A 20,009-nucleotide genomic window follows, 5' to 3' on the forward strand; every position below is an offset into this window, starting at 1 on the left:
AATATCTTGGCCCGCGCCACCGCCACCTGCCGGAAGGGGCGGCGCCTTCACTCCAGCGCCTTGATGACCTTGGTCATGCGGTCGACGATCTGGTCGATATGATCCTTGCCGATGATCAGCGGCGGCGAAAACGCGATGATGTCGCCGGTCGTGCGGATCAGAAGATCATGGTTGTGATAGGCGTCCAGGAACGCCGAGAAGGCCCGCTTGGTCGGCTGGCCGGCGATCGGCTCCAGCTCGACCGCGCCGATCAGCCCCAGATTGCGCGTGTCGATCACGTGCGGCAGGCCCCTGAGCGAATGGATCGCGTCGGCCCAGTAATCGGCCAGTTCGGCCCCGCGCGTCAAAAGCCCTTCCTCGGCATAGGTGTCGAGCGTGCCGAGCGCTGCGGCGCAGGCGAGCGGGTGGGCCGAGTAGGTGTAGCCGTGGAAGAACTCGATCATGTGGTCGTGGCCGGTCATGAACGCGTCGTGGATGTCGTTCGAGGCGAACACCGCGCCCATCGGCACCGTGCCGTTGGTCAGGCCCTTGGCGGTGGTCATCAGGTCGGGCGTGACGCCGAAGAAGTCGGCGCCGAAATGGGTGCCCAGGCGCCCGAAGCCGGTGATCACCTCGTCGAAGATGAGCAGGATGCCGTGCTCGTCGCAGATCTCGCGCAGGCGTCGCAGGTAGCCCTTGGGCGGCAGCAGCACGCCGGCGGACCCGGCGACCGGCTCGACGATGACGGCGGCGATCGTGGACGGATCGTGCAACTGGGCGATGCGCAGAAGATCGTCGGCCCATTCGATGCCGTGCTCGGGCTCGCCGCGCGTGAACGCGTTGCGCGTCAGGTCGTGCGTGTGGCGCATATGGTCGACGCCGGCCAGGAGCGTGCCGAACATCTTGCGGTTGGCGACGATGCCGCCCACCGAGATGCCGCCGAAATTGACGCCGTGATAGCCGCGCTCGCGGCCGATCAGGCGGAAGCGGCCGCCATCGCCCCGCACCCGGTGGTAGGCGAGCGCCATCTTGAGCGCGGTCTCGACCGACCCCGAGCCCGAATTGGTGAAGAAGACGTGGTCGAGCCCTTCGGGCGAAAGCGCCGCCAGACGCGAGGCCAGCTCGAACGCCTTGGGATGGGCCATCTGGAAGGAGGGCGCATAGTCGAGCGTGGCGGCCTGGGTCTGGATCGCCTCGACGATCCTGGGCCGGTTGTGGCCCGCATTGACGCACCAGAGCCCGGCGATGGCGTCGAGCACCTTGCGGCCGTCGTCGGTGAGGTAGTGCATGCCGTCCGCGCCGGTGATCATGCGCGGGGCGCTCTTGAACTGGCGGTTGGCCGTAAAGGGCATCCAGTAGGCGCTGAGATCGTTGGGGCGCGAAGCGGGCGTATCGAGCATGGCCAGTCCTTCTGAAAAGGGCAGGGCGGCGCTGACGCCGCCCGGAACGGTTCCCCGGAACGCTAGGCCCGCCCGCGCATGCGGTCAAGCGGGGTCGCGGTCAATCCTCGTCGTCTTCGAGGATGCGCGCGGCGGCGCCGTCGAGATCCTCGTACTGGCCCGCGTTCAGGCTCCACAGGAACGCGCCCAGGCCCAGAAGGCCCAGGAACAGCGCGATCGGGATGAGCACGGACAAAAGCGTCATTGTTCGGCGGTCTCAAGCCGGCGCGCGCCAGGGTGGATCGCGGCGCGGGGCGCGGCCGCGCCGGTCGGCGCCCCACGCGTCAGCCGCATCGAGTTCAGGACGACGACGATGGACGAGGCCGACATGGCGATGGCGGCGACCAGCGGCGTGACCATGCCGGCCATGGCGATCGGCACGGCGATCACATTGTAAAGGGCGGCGAGCGCGAAGTTCTGCCGGACCAGGACCTGCGCGCGCAGGGCGATGCCGCGCGCGGCAGCGACCGCTTCCAGAGTGTCGCGGGTGAAGACGAAGTCGGCCGCCGTGCGGCCGACGTCGGAACCGGACGAGGGCGCCATCGACACATGGCCGGCGGCGAGCGCCGGCGCATCGTTGATGCCGTCGCCGACGAACAGGACCTTGTCGCCGCGGGCGGTGAGCGACCGCACATGGGCGATCTTGTCGGTGGGGGATTGTTCGGCATGCCATTGGTTGATGCCGAGCGCCGTGGCGATGCGCGCGACCGGGCCGGGCGCATCGCCCGACACGATCCGCGTGGCGAGCCCGGCCCGTTGCAGCGCGCCGACGGCCGCCGCGGCGCCCTCGCGCAGCCGTTCGCCCAGCGCGACGGCCAGAAGCGGGCCGCCCTCGACGCCGAAGGCGAGGCCCCGGACGCCGCCGCCGGTCGCCCCGTCATCGGCGATCTCGGCCACCCAGCCGGCGCGGCCCAGGCGCGCGCGGCGGCCGGCGAAGACGCCCTCGACCCCAAGACCGGGATGTTCGGCGATATCGGTGCCGCGCGCCATCGCGTCCTTGTCCAGGTGGGTCAGCAGCGCGCGCGAGGCGGGATGGCCGGACGAGGCGGCAAGGGCGCGGGCGATGCGGACGTCGCCCGGCGCATCGATGGCGCAGGCGGTGACGGTCGGCGTGCCGGTGGTCAGCGTGCCGGTCTTGTCGAAGACGATCGTGTCGACCTCGGCCAGCCGTTCGAGCGCTGCGCCGTCCTTCATCAGGATGCCGTTCTCGAACAGGCGGCTTGCGCCGATGACATGGACGACCGGCACGGCGAGGCCGAGCGCGCAGGGGCAGGTGATGATCAAAAGCGCGATGGCGATATAGAGCGCGGTGTGCCAGTCGCCGCCGGTGATCACCATCCACAGCGCGAAGGCGATCGCCGCCAGCGAATGCACGAAGGGCGCGTAGAGCCGGGCGGCGCGGTCGGCGGCGCGCACATAGGCGCCGCGCCCGTTCTCGGCGGCCTGCATCATCGCGCGCACCTCGGCGAGGAACGAGCGGTCGGCCGCGTTGGTCACCTTGAGATCGAGCACGCCGGTCAGGTTCAGAGCGCCCGCTTCGAGCGGCGTTCCCGCCGCCGCCGTCACCGGCAGGCTCTCGCCCGACACCAGCGAGCGGTCGACGTCCGACCGGCCGGCCAGCACCGTGCCGTCGACGGGCACGCGCTCGCCGGCGAAGACGCGCACCGTCATGGCCGGCTCGATCTCGTCGAGCGGCAGGTAGCGCGTTTCGCCGCCTTCGATCAGCACGTTGGCGCCTTTGGCCGAAAGCCGCGAAAGCTGGACGACGGCGGTGCGCGCGCGCTCGCGCATCCTCTGGTCGAGATAGCGGCCGATCAGCAGGAAGAAGAGCAGCATGGTGGCCGCCTCGAAATAGGTCTTGGCGCCGCCATTGAGCGCCTCGAACAGGCTCATGGCCGTCGCCAGCGTGATCGCCAGCGCGATCGGCACGTCCATGTTGACGCGGCCGGCCGACAGCGCGCCCCAGGCCGAGCGGAAGAAGACCCGGCCGGCATAGGCGACGGCGGGGATCGCGATCAGCGCCGAGATCAGGTGGAACAGGTCGCGCGTCGCGCCGTCCGCGCCGGACCAGACCGAAACCGACAGCAGCATGATGTTCGCCGAGGCGAAGCCGGCCACGGCGAGCGACTTGAGCAGTTCGGAATCGGCACGCTTGCGCTCCAGATCGCCAAGATCGCCCAGGTCGACCGGCTGCGGGGGAAAGCCGAGCGTGGCGAGCGCGCCGGCCACCTCCATCGGGCCGGTCTCGTTCGGGTCGATATGGACGGCGAGGCGCTTGAGGGAGAGGTTGACCCGCGCATACCGGACGCCGTGCATCGGTCCGATGGCGCGCTCGATCGTCGAGATGCAGGCCCCGCAACGGATGTCGGGCACCGAGAACACATATTCGACAAGGCCGTCGCCGCGCGCGCGTCCGGCATGCAGCAGTTCCTCGGCGCGCGCGAAGTCCTGCGCGGTCCTGGCGCTTTCGGCCCCGTCGGCGGCGATGCTGCCCCCGCAGCAGCTCATCTGACGGTGAGCCTCAGCGTGCGTGTCCAGACGGCGCCGCCCGTGTCGGTCACCGTGACGTCGGCGTTCCAGACGCCGCCGGCCAGCCGGGTCGCGCCGGCATAGAGGCCGGGCGCGCGCTCGGCGAACTGAACCGTGTGATCCTGCGCGTCGTAGGAGGGTCGGCCCAGCCTGGCGGTGACGATGGCGTCGGCGATCGGGGCCCGGCCGACGTCGCGCAGATCGAGCGTCAGCACGCCGTCGGCATAGGACGGTGTCGCCTTCCAGCCCATGGCGAGCTGCCGGCGCTTTTCGGCGGTGACCTCGTTGAACCGCTGGCTGGCCACATAGGAGTTCTTGACCACCAGACCCGTCCAGCTCGATGTGGCGTTCCACGCCATGAACAGGTTCACGGCGATGACGATGCCGAACCATCCGACCATGATGGCCAGCATGTGCCAGCCGGTGAACGCCTTGGGCGCGAAGATGCGCTGCAACATGATCAGTTCTCCGGTGCTTCGAACTTGGCGTTGTAGACGTCGGTCTCGCCGGACACGGCTTCCTCGACGGTGAAGGTGAACGGGGCCGAGCCCGGCCGGACCATATCGGGCGGTTGCGAAACGAAGACGCGCAGCGGGCGCACCCTGTCGGGCTCGACGGGGATGGCGAAGCTGGCTGCGGGCCCGCCCTCGATGCCGTTGATGCGCATGACCCCGCCCGGCAGGCCGTCCAGCGTCAGCGTGAAGGTGCGCGGCTCGGCGACCATGTTGAGGATCTTGACCGTGTAGCCGTTGCGGATCGAGCCGTCGGACAGTTGCGTGAAGACCGGGTTGCGGTCGTGCTGGACATTGACCTCAAGGCGGTCGCGCATGCCCAGCGCGACGAGCAGGGCAAGGCCGATCAGCCCCCATACGCTGAAATAGACGATCGTGCGCGTGCGCAGCATCTCGCGCCAGCGGAAGCTGCGGACCGCGTCGACGAACGCGCCGCCCTCGTCGCGGACATTGCCCGGATCGATCACGCCGGTGTTCCCGCCGCCCATGGCAACGCGCATATTGTGGTTGTAGTCGGCGAGGGTGGCATAGGAGATCAGGCCGCGCTCATGGCCGACCTTGTCCATCACCGCATCGCAGGCATCGATGCACAGCGCGCAGGTGATGCATTCGAGCTGCTGGCCGTCGCGAATGTCGATGCCGGTCGGGCAGACGGCGACGCAGGCGTTGCAGTCCACGCAGTCGCCGGGAACGAGGCCCTGCGCCCTGGCTTTCTTCTGGCCGCGCATGCGCGGCTCGCCGCGCCAGTCATTGTAGGTGACGACCAGCGAGTTCTCGTCGAGCATGGCCGCCTGGATGCGCGGCCAGGGGCACATGTAGATGCACACCTGCTCGCGCATGATGGCGCCCAGCAGGTAGGTCGTGGCGGTCAGCACCGCGACGGTGGCATAGGCGGCGAAGGGCGCCTGGCCGGCGGCGAAATCGTAGGCCAGCGTGGGCGCGTCGGCGAAATAGAAGATCCATGCGCCGCCCGTGGCGACCGCGATGGCCAGCCAGACCGCGTGCTTGGCCGCCTTCCTTGCGATCTTGGCGCCGGTCCAGGGCGCCTTGTCGAGCCTGATGCGGGCGTTGCGGTCGCCCTCGAAGAAGCGCTCGACGACCAGGAACAGGTCGGTCCAGACCGTCTGCGGGCAGGTGTAGCCGCACCAGGCGCGGCCGACGACCGAGGTGATCAGGAACAGGCCGATCCCGGCCATCACCAGAAGGCCGGCGACGAAGATGAACTCCTGCGGCCAGATTTCAACGAAGAAGAAGTAGAAGCGCCGGCCGGCGAAATCGATCAGGACCGCCTGATCGGGGGCGTGCGGTCCGCGATCCCAACGCAGCCAGGGCGTCAGATAGTAGATCCCGAGCGTCACCGCCATGATGATCCATTTGAGGTGGCGGTAGAAACCCTCGGCGCGCTTTGGGTAGACCTTCTGCTGGGCGGCGTAGAGCGGCTGGCCCTTCTGCTTGGCGCCTTTGTTGACGGCGTCAACGTCAAGCTTTTCGACGGCGGTCTGGTCCAACACTTGGCGCCTCTTTTCGGGCTTGCAAGGCACGGGCGGGCGCACGCGCCCTGCGGCAGTACCGAAACATGTAGATGGACGGCCAGTCCGGGTCGTTGATTTGGGTCAAGAACGGCCGGGCGGCCGGTGCGACAGCTTGTCAAGGATCGGCGTCGATCGCCGGCGCGCCGGCGCCGCGAAAATTGACAAAGCCAGTCATTTTTGTTATTTGCTCATAGTTCTCATTTGCAGAAAAGTGATGCGCGTCTCTCCCTTTGTGCTGATCGGCCTGTTCGCCGCCTGGTCGGCGTTGATGGCGGCCTTGCCCGTCTTTCCGCCCCTGGCCAGACAGGTCGGCTTGACCGAGGTGCAGGCGGGCGTGCTGATCTCCCTGTCGGCGTTGCTCATGGCGCTTGCAAGCCCGTTCTGGGGTGCAATGAGCGAGCGATGGGGGCGCAAGCCGGTTTTCCTGATCGGTCTTTTCGGCGCCGCGTTTTCGCTGTTCGGTTTTGCCCTCGTCCTCGATCTGGGCGTGCGCGGCCTTCTGGCCGGCCCCGCCCTTTTTGCCGCGCTCGTCCTGGCGCGGATGCCGATCGGCCTTCTGATCGCGGCCGCCCCGGTGGCCGCGCAGGCCTATGTGGCCGATACGACCGATGCCGAGCATCGCGCAGGCGGCATGGCGATGATCGGCGCGGCCAATGCAATGGGGCTTATCGCCGGTCCCGCCATCGCCGCGTTGCTGGTCGCGTTCGGCCTGCTTGTGCCGTTCTATGCCGGGGCCGCCCTGGTTCTGGCGACGGCGCTGGCGGTCCTGGCTCTGATGCCCGCTGCGCCCGGACGGCAAGTCGACGGAACGCGAAACGGGCTGCGGCCGTGGGACGGCCGGATCTGGCCCTTCCTGCTGATCGGCTCCGTGGCGGTGATGCTCGTGTCGCTGATCCAGGTCTCGATCGGCTTTTTCCTGATCGATCGCCTGGGGCAATCGGTTGCCCAGGTCGCCCGCTTCGGCGCCATCGCCTTCCTTGTCGTGGGGATCGTGCTGGTCCTGGTGCAGGGGGTGCTCATACCGCGCATGAAATGGGCGCCGTCGCGCCTGTTGCGCCTCGGCCTGCCGGTGATGGCGGCCGGCTTTGCGGTGCTGCTGGCCGCGCCCGCCGCGTGGGCCGTTCTTGCGGCGTTTTCCGTTATGGGCCTGGGCGCCGGTCTGATCTTTCCCGGCTTCCAGGCGGCCGTGACCCTGATGGTGGATCCCGGCGAGCAGGGCGCGGTGGCGGGCCTGACCGGTTCGGCCAACGCGGCCGGCGCCGTCATCGGGCCGATAGCGGGGACCGCGCTCTACCAACTCGCGCCGGCCGTGCCCTACGCCGCCGCAGTCGCCGTGCTGGCGCTCCTGGCCGTCTTCTGCTGGACCCATCCGCGCATTGCCGCCGCGCGGCCCGCCCAGGCGGATCAGGCGACCGCCTGACGGTTTGCCGGATGTTGATGATGTTGCAGCGCGGCGGCTATCGGCCTCCGCCGAGCTGGTGCACATAGACGGCCAGTTGCCTGACCGTCGCCTCGCCGAGCCGTTCGCCCCAGGCCGGCATCACCCCCATCTGGGGGTTGGCGATTTGGGCGACGATCTGCGCGTGGCTGCCGCCATAGATCCAGATCGTGTCGTTCAGGCGCGGACCGCCAAGCTCGGGCAGACCGCCACCGTCGAGGCCGTGGCAGGCCGAGCATTCGACTTCGAACGTCTCGGCGCCGCGCGCTGCGGCCGCCGCGTCGAACTCCTGTCCCGACAATTGGCGCACATACCAGGCGACGTCGGAGATCTGGTCGCGATCGAGCAGTTGGTCGCGGCCATAGGCCGGCATGTCGCTGAACCTTGTGTCGAAATCCGCATCGTGGCGCACGCCGTGGCGGATCGTCCAGGCGATCTCGCCGATCGTGCCGCCCCAGATCCAGTCATCGTCGTTGAGGTTCGGATAGCCTTCGCCGCCCTGCGCGCCCGAGCCGTGGCACTGCACGCAATAGACCTTGAAGGCGGACGAGCCGCCGGCGACGGCGAACTGGACAAGCTCTGGATCGGCCGCGATGTCGCCTATGTCGGCGGCGGCGATGCGTTCCAGATAGACCGACTGCGCCTGCTGGGCGCGCTGCATGTCCTCGGCCAATTGGCCGCGCGAGGTCCAGCCCAGAATGCCGGTCGTGGCGCCGGTGATGCCGGGCCAGGCCGGATAGAGGATCGTGTAGCCGATCGCCCAGACGATGCTGGCGTAGAAGGTCCACAGCCACCAGCGGGGCAGGGGGTTGTTCAACTCCTTGATGCCGTCCCATTCATGGCCGGTCGTCTCGATGCCGGAGACGGTATCGATGTCCTTGCTGTCACCGGCCATTACCGATCCTCCTTGAAGGGGATTTGAGCGGCATCGTCGATGTGCTTCTGGGAGCCGGGACGGAAGATCCAGACGATGACGAACAGGAAGATCGCCATCAGATAGACAAGGCCCCAACTGTCGGCGAAGGTGCGCATGACGGAATAGGTGTCCATGGTCGTTCCCTATCGGAAGTTGGCTTCGGGTTCGTAGACGGTGAAGTCGACCAGCGTGCCGAGCATCTGAAGGTAGGCCACCAGCGCGTCCATCTCGGTCAGCCGGGACGGGTCGCCGTCGAAGTCGCCCAGGACGGCCTTGGGATAGCGCTCCTCGATGCCCGACCAGTCGGCGTCATTGTCGGCCTGGGCGAAGAGATCCGCTTCGGCGTTGTCGACCATCTCGTCCGTGTAGGGCACGCCGACGCGCCGGTTGGCGATCAGGTGGCCCGAGACGTTCTCGATCCTCAGATCGGTGCTCGCCAGGAACGCATAGGACGGCATGATCGATTCGGGCACGACCGATTGCGGGTCGATCATGTGCTGGACGTGCCATTCGTTGGAATAGCGGCCGCCGACGCGGGCCAGATCCGGGCCGGTGCGTTTCGATCCCCACTGGAAGGGGTGGTCGTACATGCTCTCGGCGGCGAGCGAATAGTGGCCGTAGCGCTCGACCTCGTCGCGGAAGGGCCGGATCATCTGCGAATGGCACACATAGCAGCCCTCGCGGATATAGATGTTGCGCCCGGCCAGTTCCAGCGGCGAATAGGGGCGCATCCCCTCCACCTTCTCGATCGTGTTCTCCAGGTAGAACAGCGGCGCGATCTCGACGATGCCGCCGATCGAGACGACCACCAGGGACGAGACCAGAAGGAGCGTCGCGTTCTTTTCGAGGATCTTGTGTCTGTCGATGAGAGCCATCGTTCAAAGCCTCCTTACTCGGCCGGAGCCGCGATGGGCCGGGGTGCTTCCTCGCCCATCTCGATCTCGTCGCGCTGATGGCCGCGGACCGTCATGTAGATGTTGAACGCCATGATCAGGCCGCCGGCCAGGTAGAGCACGCCGCCCAGCGTGCGCAGCACATAGTAGGGGTGCATGGCGGCGACCGATTCGGCGAAGGAGAAGACCAGGAAGCCCTGATCGTTGTACTCGCGCCACATCAGGCCCTGCTGGATGCCGGCGACCCACATCACGGCGGCGTAGACCACGATGCCCAGGGTCGCGAGCCAGAAGTGCCAGTTGACCATGCGCAGCGAATAGAGCCGCTGGCGGCCCCAAAGCTTCGGCACCAGGAAGTAGATCGCGCCGAACGAGATCATGCCGACCCAGCCGAGCGCGCCCGAATGGACGTGGCCGATGGTCCAGTCGGTGTAGTGGCTGAGCGAGTTGACCGCCTTGATCGACATCATCGGCCCCTCGAAGGTGCTCATGCCGTAAAAGGCGACCGCGATCACCATCATGCGCAGGATCGGGTCGGTGCGCAGCTTGTCCCAGGCGCCCGACAGCGTCATCAGGCCGTTGATCATGCCGCCCCAGGAAGGCATCCACAGCATGATCGAGAAGACCATCCCGAGGGTCTGCGCCCAGTCGGGCAGGGCGGTGTAGTGCAGATGGTGCGGGCCGGCCCAGATGTACAGGAAGATCAGCGCCCAGAAATGGATGATCGACAGCCGGTAGGAATAGACCGGCCGGTCCGCCTGCTTGGGCACGAAATAGTACATCATGCCCAGAAAGCCCGCGGTCAGGAAGAAGCCGACCGCGTTGTGGCCGTACCACCATTGGGTCAGCGCGTCCTGCACGCCGGAAAAGGCCGAATAGGATTTGGCGCCCAGGAACGATACGGGCATGGACAGGTTGTTGACCACGTGCAGCATCGCGATGGTGACGATGAAGGCGAGATAGAACCAGTTGGCCACATAGATGTGCGGCTCCCTGCGCTTCATCAGCGTGCCCAGGAAGACCAGAAGATAGGCCACCCAGACGACGGTCAGCCAAAGGTCCACGTACCATTCGGGCTCGGCATATTCGCGTCCGGCGGTGATGCCGAGCAGGTAGCCTGTCGCCGCCAGCACGATGAAGAGCTGGTAGCCCCAGAAGACGAACCAGGCCAGATCGCCGCCGAACAGACGCGCCCGGCAGGTGCGCTGGACGACGTAGAAGGAGGTGGCCAAGAGCGCGTTGCCGCCGAAGGCGAAGATCACCGCCGAGGTGTGCAGAGGCCGCATGCGACCGAAATTGAACCAGGGCTCGATGTTGAGCTGCGGCCATGCGAGCTGCGCTGCGACCACGACACCGACCAGAAAGCCGACCACGCCCCAGAAGACGGTGGCGATCGCCCCGTAGCGGATGACGCCATCCATGTAGCGCGCTTCTGAATCGGCGCCTTTTGCTGCAACGGGCGCGGCCGGGGCGGGCTCGAACCCGATCATGCGCAACATAACCACCGTCGAGCCGAGCAGCACGATGGTCAGGATCGCCATGTGAATCCTGAACAGTTGGTCCTGGCCGAGCGCTGCGCCGAGCAGCGCCAGGAAGGCGCCGGCCCCGAGCAGCACGACCCAGCTTGCGTGTTTCATGGAAAATCCTCTCGCGACTGCGTCTGCACGTCGGCGTGCGTCCGCACGCCGACGTGCAATTGCGGCCCGGTCGAGCCGGGTCGCCCCACCTGTGCCAGCGCTCCCGGGGGGCTGCTTTGATCTTGATCAACGACTTGACGCAGGCCGCACGCCTAACTTGGCCCGAGCATCAAGGCGCCGGAGGCGGAAAACAGCGATGGAACTGCCAAGGGACCGGGTCGGCAGCCGCAGCGGCGATCGGCGCAAGGGCGATCGCGGAAGCGGCGCGGTGTTGACGCTCGTTCCGGGCGGACACGGCAACGGCCATGCCGCCCCCCATCGCCGCGAGGTCGCCAATGGCGCGGGCGCGGGCGGAGCCGTGCCGGTGCGCGCGGGCGCGCTGGCCGGCACGCTCAGGCACCATCTGCGCGTCCAGAGCAATCTGTGCGCGGCGCTGGAGGCGCTGGCGGACGGCCTGCCCGCCGAGGTGCGCGGCGACAATTGCCTTGCGCTTGCGCGCAGCATCTATCCGATCGTTCATCGCAGCCATGTGTTCGAGGAGCGCGAACTGTTTCCGTTCCTGAAGACCCATTGTGCCGACGCGCCCGATCTCGACGAGACCCTCGACCGGCTTCACGGCGAGCACTGGGAGGACGAGGCGTTCGCCGAGGAGGTTCATCACGAACTGATCGCCTTCGCCGCCGACCGGGCGGCGGTCAATGTCGAAAAGCTGAGCTACATGCTGCGCGGGTTCTTCACCGGGGTGCGCCGCCATTTGGCGTTCGAGAGCGAGCATGTTCTGCCGATGCTCGGCCGTCTGGAGCGGTGCTGATGGGCGTGGCGACGAAACGGGATCTGACGATCCTGTTGTCGCAGCGCGGCGGGGCGGTGCCGCGCTACACCAGCTACCCGACCGCGCCGCACTTCCGGTCGGGCCTGGGCCCGGACATGCAGTCCGCGCTGCTTGGCGCGCTGACCGCAAGGGAGCCGGTCTCGGTCTATCTGCATATCCCGTTCTGCGACCGGCTGTGCTGGTTTTGCGGCTGCAACACCAAGCACACGCTCAAATACGAACCGGTCCATGCCTATGTCGGCGCGCTGCTCGCCGAGATCGCCGCGCTCGGCGCCCGGCTCGGCTTCCGGCCCGTGGCGGGGCAGGTGCATTTCGGCGGGGGCTCTCCGTCGATCCTGTCGGCACAGGATCTGGGTCGGTTGGGCGCTGCGCTGCGGCGCACCTTCCATGTCACCTCGCAGACCGAAATCAGCGTGGAGATCGACCCGTCGGACGTGAACGAGGACACGCTGGCCGGCCTTGGCGCGCTCGGTGTCACGCGCGCTTCGGTCGGCGTGCAGGATTTCGATCCACTGGTGCAAAGGGCGATCAACCGGCCGCAGACGTTCGAACAGACCCGCGACGTGATCGAAGCGATGCGGGGCGCGGGCGTCGGTTCGGTCAATATCGACGCGCTCTACGGCTTGCCGCTGCAAACGCGCCCGCGGCTGATGCGCACGATCGATCAGGTCCTCTCGCTCGATCCCGACCGGATCGCACTGTTCGGCTATGCCCATGTGCCCTGGGTCAAGAAGCATCAGAAGATGATCAAGCAAGAGCATCTGCCGGACATGCACGAGCGCTTCCAGCAGGCGCTCGCCGCCGGCGCCGCGCTGGTCGAGGCGGGCTATGACGCGATCGGCATCGACCATTTCGCAAAGCCCGCCGACCGGCTCGCCTCGGCGGCGCGCACGGGCCATCTGCGGCGCAACTTCCAAGGCTATACGACGGATCGGTGCAAGGCGCTCGTTCCGCTCGGCGCATCGTCGATCGGCGCTTTCGAGGACGGTTACGTGCAGAACATCGTCCCCACCGGCCAGTACCAGGACGCGGTGCATGCCGGGCGGAGCACGGCCTCCAAGGGATACCGGATGAGCGAGGACGACCGTATCCGGGCCCATTTCATCGAACGGCTGATGTGCGACTTCAGGGTGTCGTTCGACGAGATGGAGGCCCGGTTCGGCGCGGCGGCCGAACCCTATATCAACGAGGCGATGGCGATCGCCGAGGCCGATGACGACTTCATATGCGGCGCCGATATCGAGGGCTTTTTCGTGCCCGAGGACGCCCGTCCGTTCGCGCGGCTGGTCGCTGCGCGGTTCGACGCGCATCTCAGCCAATCCGATTTCCGCTATTCGAAGGCGGTATGAGACGCCTTTCGCGGTGGTCGGCCGGCCGCCCCGCGCCCTTGCGTCACTGCTCGCTTTCGCAGGCGGCCCGGAGGCGCGGCAGGGACGGCACGATCACCGTCCGGTTGTTTTCCAGCTCGATGATGCGGGACTTGCGCAGCTTGGTGATCTGGCGGCTGACCGTCTCGATCGTCAGGCCCAGGAAATCGGCGATCTCCAGGCGCTTCAGGGGCAGTTCGAACCGAATCGCATGCCCTTCGTTCTCAAGTTCGGGGTCGATGTTCGATGCGATCAGATAGAGGAAGCTGGCCACCTTCTCGGTCGCCGTCTTGCGGCCCAGGGTCAGCATCCATTCGCGCGCCTCGTCCAGTTCCTTAAGGGTCTGCTCGTGCAGCGCGTGCTCCATGTTCGGGGCGGCGCGGGCGAGTTCCTCGATGACCGACTTGGGGAACGAGCAGACGCGCACATCGGTTGCGGCCTCGGCCGAATAGGTGCTTTGCGACGAGAATATCCGGCCCAGGAAATCGGGCGCGAACTGCAAGCCGACGATCTGCTGGCGTCCGTCGGCCATCAGCTTGGTCAGCTTGACCACGCCCGACAGGATGTTCGAATAGGTGTGAACGTCCTCGCCGACGGTGATCAGTTCGGACTGGCTGCGATACACGTGCTTGGTGGTGTGTCTGGAGAGCTGGAGGAGCTGGTCGGGCGTCAGCGCGCCGCAAACGCCCTTGTGGCGGGATTCGCACGCTCGACACACCAGCGGAACGTCCGAGTTATGGACATCAAGCCGTGGTGGCCGATGAACCGCCCTGTTCTTTCCCTGCACGTTCGCTCTCCCGATCGCCCGGCACTGTCAACATAATGTGACAGTGCGGAATGTGCAAACCTCTCACGGTGCGGCGAGCCTGTCTCTCCGGGTCAAGCGCGTACCGCAAACGTCTATTTTCCTTCATGATACAATATCGCGACACGGGCACGGACCGCCGTTGTGGGATCGAATGGCACGGCATTTTCGCCGTGACGGAAAGGGATCGCCACGCCCTTATATTTGCATTCCGTTATATATGCGCCTGTCGGCGCGGCCGCGCAACCGCCGACGCGGCAAGCCAAGTGTCGCATACGAAAGTCTGATGCCGGTATCGGAAGACGGTCTGCGCGCCTTTCATCGGCTCGTTTCGGCCAGGAGCGTGGCGTTGCCGCCCGCCGCCGTCGTGTCGATGCAAACGTGTCGCTCGGTGATGCAGTGCGGCGCCAGTTCGCCGGCGGTGATCAGCGGCACGATGGGTCCTGCGCGGCCGGCAAGGGCGATGCGCATGGCGCGGGCGGCCGGCTCGCCGCCCCACCAGGCAACCGCGTCGAATCCCGTCAGTCCGCCGAGGCTGGCGGGATCGAGCACGCCGTCGACCGCATTGGCGCTGCGGGCGCCGGGCGCGACCGTCAGCGCCGCGCAGCCGGCCCCGATGGCCTGCCGCGCCTGCTCCGCCGCATCGTCCGGCGACGGGCCCAGGCACAGGATCGGGCCGCGCGGATGGGTCGACCAGCGGTTCGATTCGCCGGTCGGGCCGGGCAGGTCGCGGGTCTGCCCTGCCTTGGTCGCGATTCCGGCGCGCAATGTGTCCAGCTTCCGCTGAACGTCGGCGGGGTTCGCCGCCGGGCCTTCGGCGGCCGGATTGGCAACAGTTGCCTGTTTTTGAAAGCGCGGCAGATAGTTGGGGCCGCCGGCCTTGGGGCCCGTGCCCGACAGGCCCTCGCCGCCGAAGGGCTGGCTGCCGACGATGGCGCCGATCTGGTTGCGGTTGACATAGATGTTGCCGGCACGGATCGCCGAGGCGACCTCTTCGACCCGGTCGTCGATGCGCGTGTGCAGGCCGAAGGTCAGCCCGTAGCCGGTGGCGTTGATCGCCGCCGTCACCTTATCGATCCCGGTCGCCTTGAACGTCGCCACATGCAGCACCGGGCCGAACACTTCGCGCCTCACTTCCTCGATGCCGGCCACCGCGATGACGGCGGGCGGAACGAAATGGCCGGGCACCGGGATGGCGAGTCGTTTCAGCACTTTGCCGCCCTTCGCTGCGGCATCGATGTAAGCGGTGATGTCGTCACGCGCCTTTGCGTCGATGACCGGGCCGACATCGGTCGCAAGCGCCCAGGGGTCGGCTACAGCGAGTTCGTCCATCGCGCCGAACAGCATTTCGAGGAACGGTTCGGCGATGTCTTCTTGCAAATAGAGCACGCGCAGGGCCGAACAGCGCTGGCCCGCCGAGCGGAAGCTTGAGACGATGATGTCGCGCACGGCCTGTTCGGGCAGGGCGGTCGAATCGACGATCATCGCGTTGATGCCGCCCGTCTCGGCGATCAGCGGCGCCGATGGCGCAAGGTTTGCGGCCATGGTGCGGTCGATCGTCCGCGCGGTCGCCGTCGACCCGGTGAAGCAGACGCCATCGACCCGCGGGTCTGACGTGATCGCCGCGCCGACCGCGGCGCCGGTGCCTGGCAGAAGCTGGAGCGCGTCGCGCGGCACGCCCGCTTCGTGCAAAAGCTGGACGGCGCGGTGCGCGATCAGCGGCGTCGCCTCGGCGGGCTTGGCGATGACGGCGTTGCCGGCGGCGAGCGCGGCCGCGATCTGGCCGGTGAAGATGGCGAGCGGGAAATTCCAGGGCGAGATGCAGGCGAAGGTTCCGACCGGTTCGGCATCGGGCGCCTTTTGCGCCTCGGCGGCATAATAGCGCAGGAAATCGACCCCCTCGCGCAGTTCGGCGACGGCGTCCTCGGCGATCTTGCCCGCCTCGCGCGTCAGGATGGCGAACAGTTCGCCGAAACGGGCCTCATAGAGAGCGGCGACGCGGTTCAGGATTGCGGCGCGCGCGTCGGCCGGTGCATTCCATGGCATGGCGGCGGCCAGCGCCGTCTCGATGTCGGCGGCGGTCGCCGCGCGCACCGTGCCGACATCGTCGTCGGGCAGAGCCGGATTGGTGATCGCAACGGGTTTGCGGCCGGCGCTCTTGCGCTCTTCGGCGAGCAGCGGCGCGGCCTGCCAGCGATGATCCTTGAACGGTGCGCGGGCTTGCTCGATGCGGGCGATGTCGGCGGGATCGTAAAGGTCGAAGCCCTTGGAGTTCGGCCGCTCGGGCGCGAACAGATCCGCCGGTCGCCGGACCGTGCGCTCGGGCGCCGTGGCCAGCGCGTCGAACGGATCGGCGGCGACGGCCTCCGGCGGCACGGCCTTGTCGACGATCTGGTTGACGAAGGAGGAGTTGGCGCCGTTCTCCAACAGGCGCCGGACCAGATAGGCCAGCAGATCCTTGTGCGCGCCGACCGGCGCATAGATGCGGCAGCGCGTGCCCTGGGTCGCCAGCACGCGCGCATGCAGGCTCTCGCCCATGCCGTGCAGGCGCTGGAACTCGTAGGCCCCGCGCGGCGCGCCCATTTCGAGGATCGTTGCGACCGAATGGGCATTGTGCGTGGCGAACTGCGGGTAGATGCGGCCGGTCGAATTCAGAAGATGCCGGGCGCAGTGCAGATAGGCGACGTCGGTCGCCGGCTTGCGGGTGAAGACCGGAAAGCCGGCGAGCCCCGCCACCTGCGCCCATTTGATCTCGCTGTCCCAATAGGCGCCCTTGACCAGCCGCACCATGATGCGCCGGTCGTGCCGTTCGGCCAGCGCATGCAGCCAGTCGATGACGGCAAAGGCCCGCTTGCCATAGGCCTGGACGACGACGCCGAACCCGTCCCAGCCGGCAAGTTCGGGGTCCGCGATCGCCGCCTCGATGACGTCGAGCGACAGGTCCAGCCGGGCGGCTTCCTCGGCGTCGATGTTGAGGCCGATGCCGGCGCGGGCGGCAAGCCGCGCCAACTCGCGCAGGCGGGGCACCAGTTCGGCCATGACGCGGGCGCGCTGGGGCTCCTCATAGCGCGGGTGCAGCGCCGACAGCTTGATCGAGATGCCCGGATTGTCCTCGACCGCGCCGCGCGTTGCGGCCCTTGAGATCGCGCCGACCGCCGCCATGTAGGCGGTGTAATAGGTGTCCGCGTCGCCCATGGTCAGCGCCGCCTCGCCGAGCATGTCGTAGGAATAGGTGTAGCCCCTGGCCTCCATGTTCGCGGCGCGGTCCATCGCCTCGCCGATCGTCTGGCCGAGCACGAACTGCCGGCCCAGTTCGCGCATGGCCTGCCTGACGGCGGTGCGGATCACCGGCTCGCCAAGGCGCTTCACTGCGCCGCGCATGACCGAGGCGAACCCGCCCGAGGGCGGCGCGCGCAGCACGTTTCCGGTCAGCATCAGCGCCCAGGTGGAGGCGTTGACCAGCGAGGAGGCGGACTTGCCCAGATGCTCGCCCCAGGCGGACGGGGCGATCTTGTCCTCGATCAGCGCGTCGATCGTCTCGGTGTCGGGGACGCGCAGAAGCGATTCGGCCAGGCACATCAGCGCGATGCCCTCGTCGGTCGAAAGACCGTATTCGGCCAGGAACAGTTCCATCATGCCGGGCGTGTCCATGGCGCGGATGTCGCAAACGAGGGCGGCGGCACGCCGGTGCGCGCGCGTTCTAACGGCCTCGTCGACCGGTGCGCGGTGTGCCATTGCGGCCACTGCTGCGGTTTCCTCGGCCAGATGCATTCGGGCGATGGCGGCGCGGTGCGCGGCCAGCGGGCCGGACGGGTTTTCGGGTGCGTGGGACATGGGACCAGTGTAGCGCGTGATGCCGGGTCATGTTGCCCGACCTGTTGGATTTGGCGGCCATTGCGCCTAATATTGAAAGGCAGAACGAAACGGATCGTCTATGGCAGGCATGCGGGAAGCCGAATTGGACCGTATCGACCGTCGCATCGTCGAGGCGCTGGGCCGCGACGGGCGCATGCCGGTAACGGCGCTTGCCGCGCAGGTGGGGTTGACCAAGACGCCCTGCCAGGCACGGCTCAAGCGGCTTATCGAAGCGGGCGTGATCACCGGATTTCGCGCCGTGGTCGACCCGCGGCGGATCGGCCGCGAGCATGTCGCCTTCGTCGAGGTCAAGCTGAGCGATACGACCGAAAGGGCGCTTGCCGCCTTCAACGCCGCCGTGGCGGTGCTGACCGAAGTCGAGCAGTGTCATATGATCGCGGGGCCGTTCGACTATCTGCTCAAGGTGCGCACGCGCGACATCGCCAGCTATCGCCGGGCGCTGGGAGAGCGCATTTCGGCCCTGCCGCACGTCGCCAACACCTCGACCTATGTCTCGATGGAGGCGGTCAAGGATGCGGGCGCGTAACGGTGTCGCCGCCGCCGTTGCGTTCGTGACCGGGCGCGGTGCAAGAGCGCAAGGAGAACGCCCATGATCAGCGCCTTCGTCTATGCCTTGCTCGTCGCCGTTGCGGCCGCATCGGGCGGCATCTTCAAGCCGGGCGAGTGGTACGAGGCGCTTGAGAAGCCGCGCTGGACGCCGCCGAACTGGGCGTTTCCGGTGGTCTGGACGATCCTGTACCTGATGATCGGGGCGGCCGGCTGGATCGCCTGGCGGCTGACCGGGTTCGGCCTGCTCACGGTGCTGTGGCTTGCGCAGCTGGTCTTCAACGCGGCCTGGTCCTACCTTTTCTTCGGCATCCGCCGCATGGGCTGGGCGCTGATCGATTCGGGCGCGATGTGGCTGTCGATCGCCGCCTTCATCGTGCTGGCGTGGCCCGTTTCGCCGGTCGCCTCGCTGCTGTTTGTGCCCTATCTCGCCTGGGTGACGATCGCCTTTGCGCTCAACAAGCGCGTGCGCGACCTCAATCGGGAGGCGATGGCGGCGGTGCGCCCGGCTTCGTGAAGGCGCGGTGGCGGAACCGGAGTTCGCCCAGATGCAGGGCGAAGCCCAGCGACAGGAAGCCGGCGATGACGAGCGGCCCGTGGCCGATCAGCGCCGAGCGGAGCGCGGCCATCAATGCCAGGCCCGCAAGCGTGTTCAGGACGAGCGCGCGGCGCGCCGCCGGCGCGCGGTAGACGAACAGGAACACGGCCAGTTCGAATATGAGCACCGCCATGGCGATCTCGGCCAGCCGGCCATTTTCGGCGATCGCGCCGAGCCAGTCGAAAAGGGCGGTCATGTCCGGCGTCAGGTGGTCCGAGCCAGACCCAGCAGCTGCGCGGTGTCCTTGGCCATGATCTTCAGATGGGCCAGCGGATCGCGGCGGACCAGCTTCTTGTTCAGATAGCCTTCCCAGGTCAGCCGCTGCACGTCCGGATCGGCGCACATGGTCACGAACCTCTCGCGGCGCTTGTCGGAGCAGTACCAGAAATACTGCATCATCCCGAGCACGAGGAAGACCTTGCCGTGGTCCTTCATGAAGCGCCTGCGCGCGGTCTTGAGCGCTGTGGCGCGCCGGGTGTCGATGGCCTTGACGGCGGCGTCGGCGCAAAGCCGCCCGGTCAGCATCGCATAATAGATGCCTTCGCCCGAAGAGGGCGCGACGACCCCGGCCGCATCGCCCGCGAGCACGATGTTCCTGCCATTGTCCCAGCGGCGCATCGGCTTGAGCGGCAGCGGCGCGCCTTCCTCGCGCACCGTCTCGCAATCGCCAAGGCCGGCATTTTCGCGCAGCCTGCGCGTCGCCTCCTTCAGCGAATGGCCCTTGACGGCCGAGCCGGTGCCGACCGAGGTGTGCGCGCCGTGCGGGAACACCCAGCCGTAAAAGTCCGGCGAGATGCGGCCGTCATAGACCACGTCGCAGCGGTCGGCGCGGAAAAGGGCCGGGTCGGGGTGTGCGGGCGATTTGACGATCTCGTGGTAGGCGAACACGTAAGGGGGCTGTCTGGCCCTGCCGAAGGCGGTGCGGCGCACGGCCGAGTTCGCGCCGTCCGCGCCGATCAGCATGCGCGCGGTGACGCGGCGGCTCTTCTGATTGCCGGCCTTTTCGGCGATGTGCGCGGTGACCGTGCCGTCCGGGTTCTGGTCGAGGCCCCTGAAGGCGCCGACGATGTAGCGCGCCCCGGCTTTGGCCGCGCGCGCGCGCAAGAACGG

The 20,009-nt window shown here is 67.6% G+C and carries 18 protein-coding genes; 5 read left to right on the forward strand and 13 right to left on the reverse strand.

Annotated features, from left to right (window positions below; genetic code table 11):
- Nucleotides 1-47 precede the first annotated feature (47 nt).
- The 5 genes from aptA to ccoG all read right to left on the reverse strand — a co-directional run bounded on the left by aptA (nt 48) and on the right by ccoG (nt 5,970).
- Nucleotides 48-1,379: an omega-aminotransferase AptA gene (aptA, locus tag AC5E6L_RS01970; RefSeq protein ID WP_491770912.1), complete on the reverse strand. Its 1,332-nt coding sequence runs from the start codon at nt 1,377-1,379 to the stop codon at nt 48-50.
- A gap of 100 nt (nt 1,380-1,479) precedes the next feature.
- Entirely contained in the window at nt 1,480-1,623 is a 144-nt protein-coding gene (ccoS, locus tag AC5E6L_RS01975; protein ID WP_491230965.1) for a cbb3-type cytochrome oxidase assembly protein CcoS, read from the reverse strand.
- Complete coding sequence (locus AC5E6L_RS01980) at nt 1,620-3,926, reverse strand: heavy metal translocating P-type ATPase (protein ID WP_491770914.1); 2,307 nt, start codon at nt 3,924-3,926, stop codon at nt 1,620-1,622. The genes ccoS and AC5E6L_RS01980 overlap by 4 nt, the downstream gene beginning before the upstream one ends.
- The gene (locus AC5E6L_RS01985; RefSeq protein ID WP_491770916.1) at nt 3,923-4,405 is read right to left on the reverse strand and encodes a FixH family protein; all 483 of its coding nucleotides are present in this window, start codon (nt 4,403-4,405) and stop codon (nt 3,923-3,925) included. Before AC5E6L_RS01985 ends, AC5E6L_RS01980 begins: the two co-directional genes overlap by 4 nt.
- 2 nt (nt 4,406-4,407) lie before the next feature.
- The gene (gene ccoG, locus AC5E6L_RS01990) at nt 4,408-5,970 is read right to left on the reverse strand and encodes a cytochrome c oxidase accessory protein CcoG (RefSeq protein WP_491229602.1); all 1,563 of its coding nucleotides are present in this window, start codon (nt 5,968-5,970) and stop codon (nt 4,408-4,410) included.
- A gap of 235 nt (nt 5,971-6,205) precedes the next feature.
- Between ccoG and AC5E6L_RS01995 the strand changes: the two genes are divergently transcribed.
- Nucleotides 6,206-7,411: an MFS transporter gene (locus AC5E6L_RS01995; RefSeq protein WP_491770918.1), complete on the forward strand. Its 1,206-nt coding sequence runs from the start codon at nt 6,206-6,208 to the stop codon at nt 7,409-7,411.
- Nucleotides 7,412-7,448: 37 nt separating this feature from the next.
- On the opposite strand, the gene ccoP is transcribed toward AC5E6L_RS01995, so the two are convergent.
- The 4 genes from ccoP to ccoN are packed head-to-tail and all read right to left on the reverse strand — an operon-like array spanning nt 7,449 to nt 10,875.
- The gene (gene ccoP / locus AC5E6L_RS02000; protein ID WP_491229604.1) at nt 7,449-8,324 is read right to left on the reverse strand and encodes a cytochrome-c oxidase, cbb3-type subunit III; all 876 of its coding nucleotides are present in this window, start codon (nt 8,322-8,324) and stop codon (nt 7,449-7,451) included.
- Complete coding sequence (locus tag AC5E6L_RS02005) at nt 8,324-8,479, reverse strand: cbb3-type cytochrome c oxidase subunit 3 (RefSeq protein ID WP_491229605.1); 156 nt, start codon at nt 8,477-8,479, stop codon at nt 8,324-8,326. The genes ccoP and AC5E6L_RS02005 overlap by 1 nt, the downstream gene beginning before the upstream one ends.
- A gap of 9 nt (nt 8,480-8,488) precedes the next feature.
- Nucleotides 8,489-9,220: a cytochrome-c oxidase, cbb3-type subunit II gene (ccoO, locus tag AC5E6L_RS02010; RefSeq protein WP_491229606.1), complete on the reverse strand. Its 732-nt coding sequence runs from the start codon at nt 9,218-9,220 to the stop codon at nt 8,489-8,491.
- 14 nt (nt 9,221-9,234) lie between these two features.
- Nucleotides 9,235-10,875 carry a cytochrome-c oxidase, cbb3-type subunit I gene (gene ccoN / locus AC5E6L_RS02015; RefSeq protein WP_491770921.1) on the reverse strand — a complete coding sequence of 547 codons (1,641 nt, stop codon included), beginning with the start codon at nt 10,873-10,875 and terminating at the stop codon, nt 9,235-9,237.
- A gap of 196 nt (nt 10,876-11,071) precedes the next feature.
- On the opposite strand from ccoN, the gene AC5E6L_RS02020 reads away from it, so the two are divergent.
- Both AC5E6L_RS02020 and hemN read left to right on the forward strand, forming a co-directional pair.
- Nucleotides 11,072-11,686, forward strand: a complete 615-nt coding sequence (locus AC5E6L_RS02020; protein ID WP_491230648.1) for a hemerythrin domain-containing protein — start codon at nt 11,072-11,074, stop codon at nt 11,684-11,686.
- Complete coding sequence (hemN, locus tag AC5E6L_RS02025; protein WP_491770923.1) at nt 11,686-13,056, forward strand: oxygen-independent coproporphyrinogen III oxidase; 1,371 nt, start codon at nt 11,686-11,688, stop codon at nt 13,054-13,056. The genes AC5E6L_RS02020 and hemN overlap by 1 nt, the downstream gene beginning before the upstream one ends.
- Nucleotides 13,057-13,099: 43 nt before the next feature.
- Here hemN and AC5E6L_RS02030 read toward each other — a convergent pair whose 3' ends face one another.
- On the reverse strand, nt 13,100-13,792 hold the full coding sequence (locus AC5E6L_RS02030; protein ID WP_491770925.1) for a Crp/Fnr family transcriptional regulator: 693 nt from the start codon (nt 13,790-13,792) through the stop codon (nt 13,100-13,102).
- 405 nt (nt 13,793-14,197) lie between these two features.
- Entirely contained in the window at nt 14,198-17,713 is a 3,516-nt protein-coding gene (putA, locus tag AC5E6L_RS02035) for a bifunctional proline dehydrogenase/L-glutamate gamma-semialdehyde dehydrogenase PutA (RefSeq protein ID WP_491770927.1), read from the reverse strand.
- Nucleotides 17,714-17,822: 109 nt separating this feature from the next.
- Here putA and AC5E6L_RS02040 point away from each other — a divergent pair, with 109 nt between their 5' ends.
- Entirely contained in the window at nt 17,823-18,281 is a 459-nt protein-coding gene (locus AC5E6L_RS02040) for an Lrp/AsnC family transcriptional regulator (protein WP_491229530.1), read from the forward strand.
- Between the two features lie 63 nt (nt 18,282-18,344).
- Entirely contained in the window at nt 18,345-18,818 is a 474-nt protein-coding gene (locus AC5E6L_RS02045) for a TspO/MBR family protein (protein ID WP_491229528.1), read from the forward strand.
- Here AC5E6L_RS02045 and AC5E6L_RS02050 read toward each other — a convergent pair.
- Together AC5E6L_RS02050 and AC5E6L_RS02055 are read right to left on the reverse strand one after the other, a co-directional pair.
- Nucleotides 18,778-19,095, reverse strand: coding sequence for a hypothetical protein (locus AC5E6L_RS02050; RefSeq protein WP_491229527.1), 318 nt, complete (start codon nt 19,093-19,095; stop codon nt 18,778-18,780). The two genes, AC5E6L_RS02045 and AC5E6L_RS02050, sit on opposite strands and share 41 nt — an antisense overlap.
- 8 nt (nt 19,096-19,103) lie before the next feature.
- Nucleotides 19,104-20,009: geranylgeranyl diphosphate reductase (locus AC5E6L_RS02055; RefSeq protein WP_491770930.1), on the reverse strand; the 906-nt coding region annotated here is incomplete at its 5' end.

The sequence above is a fragment of the Roseitalea sp. genome, from assembly GCF_984466335.1.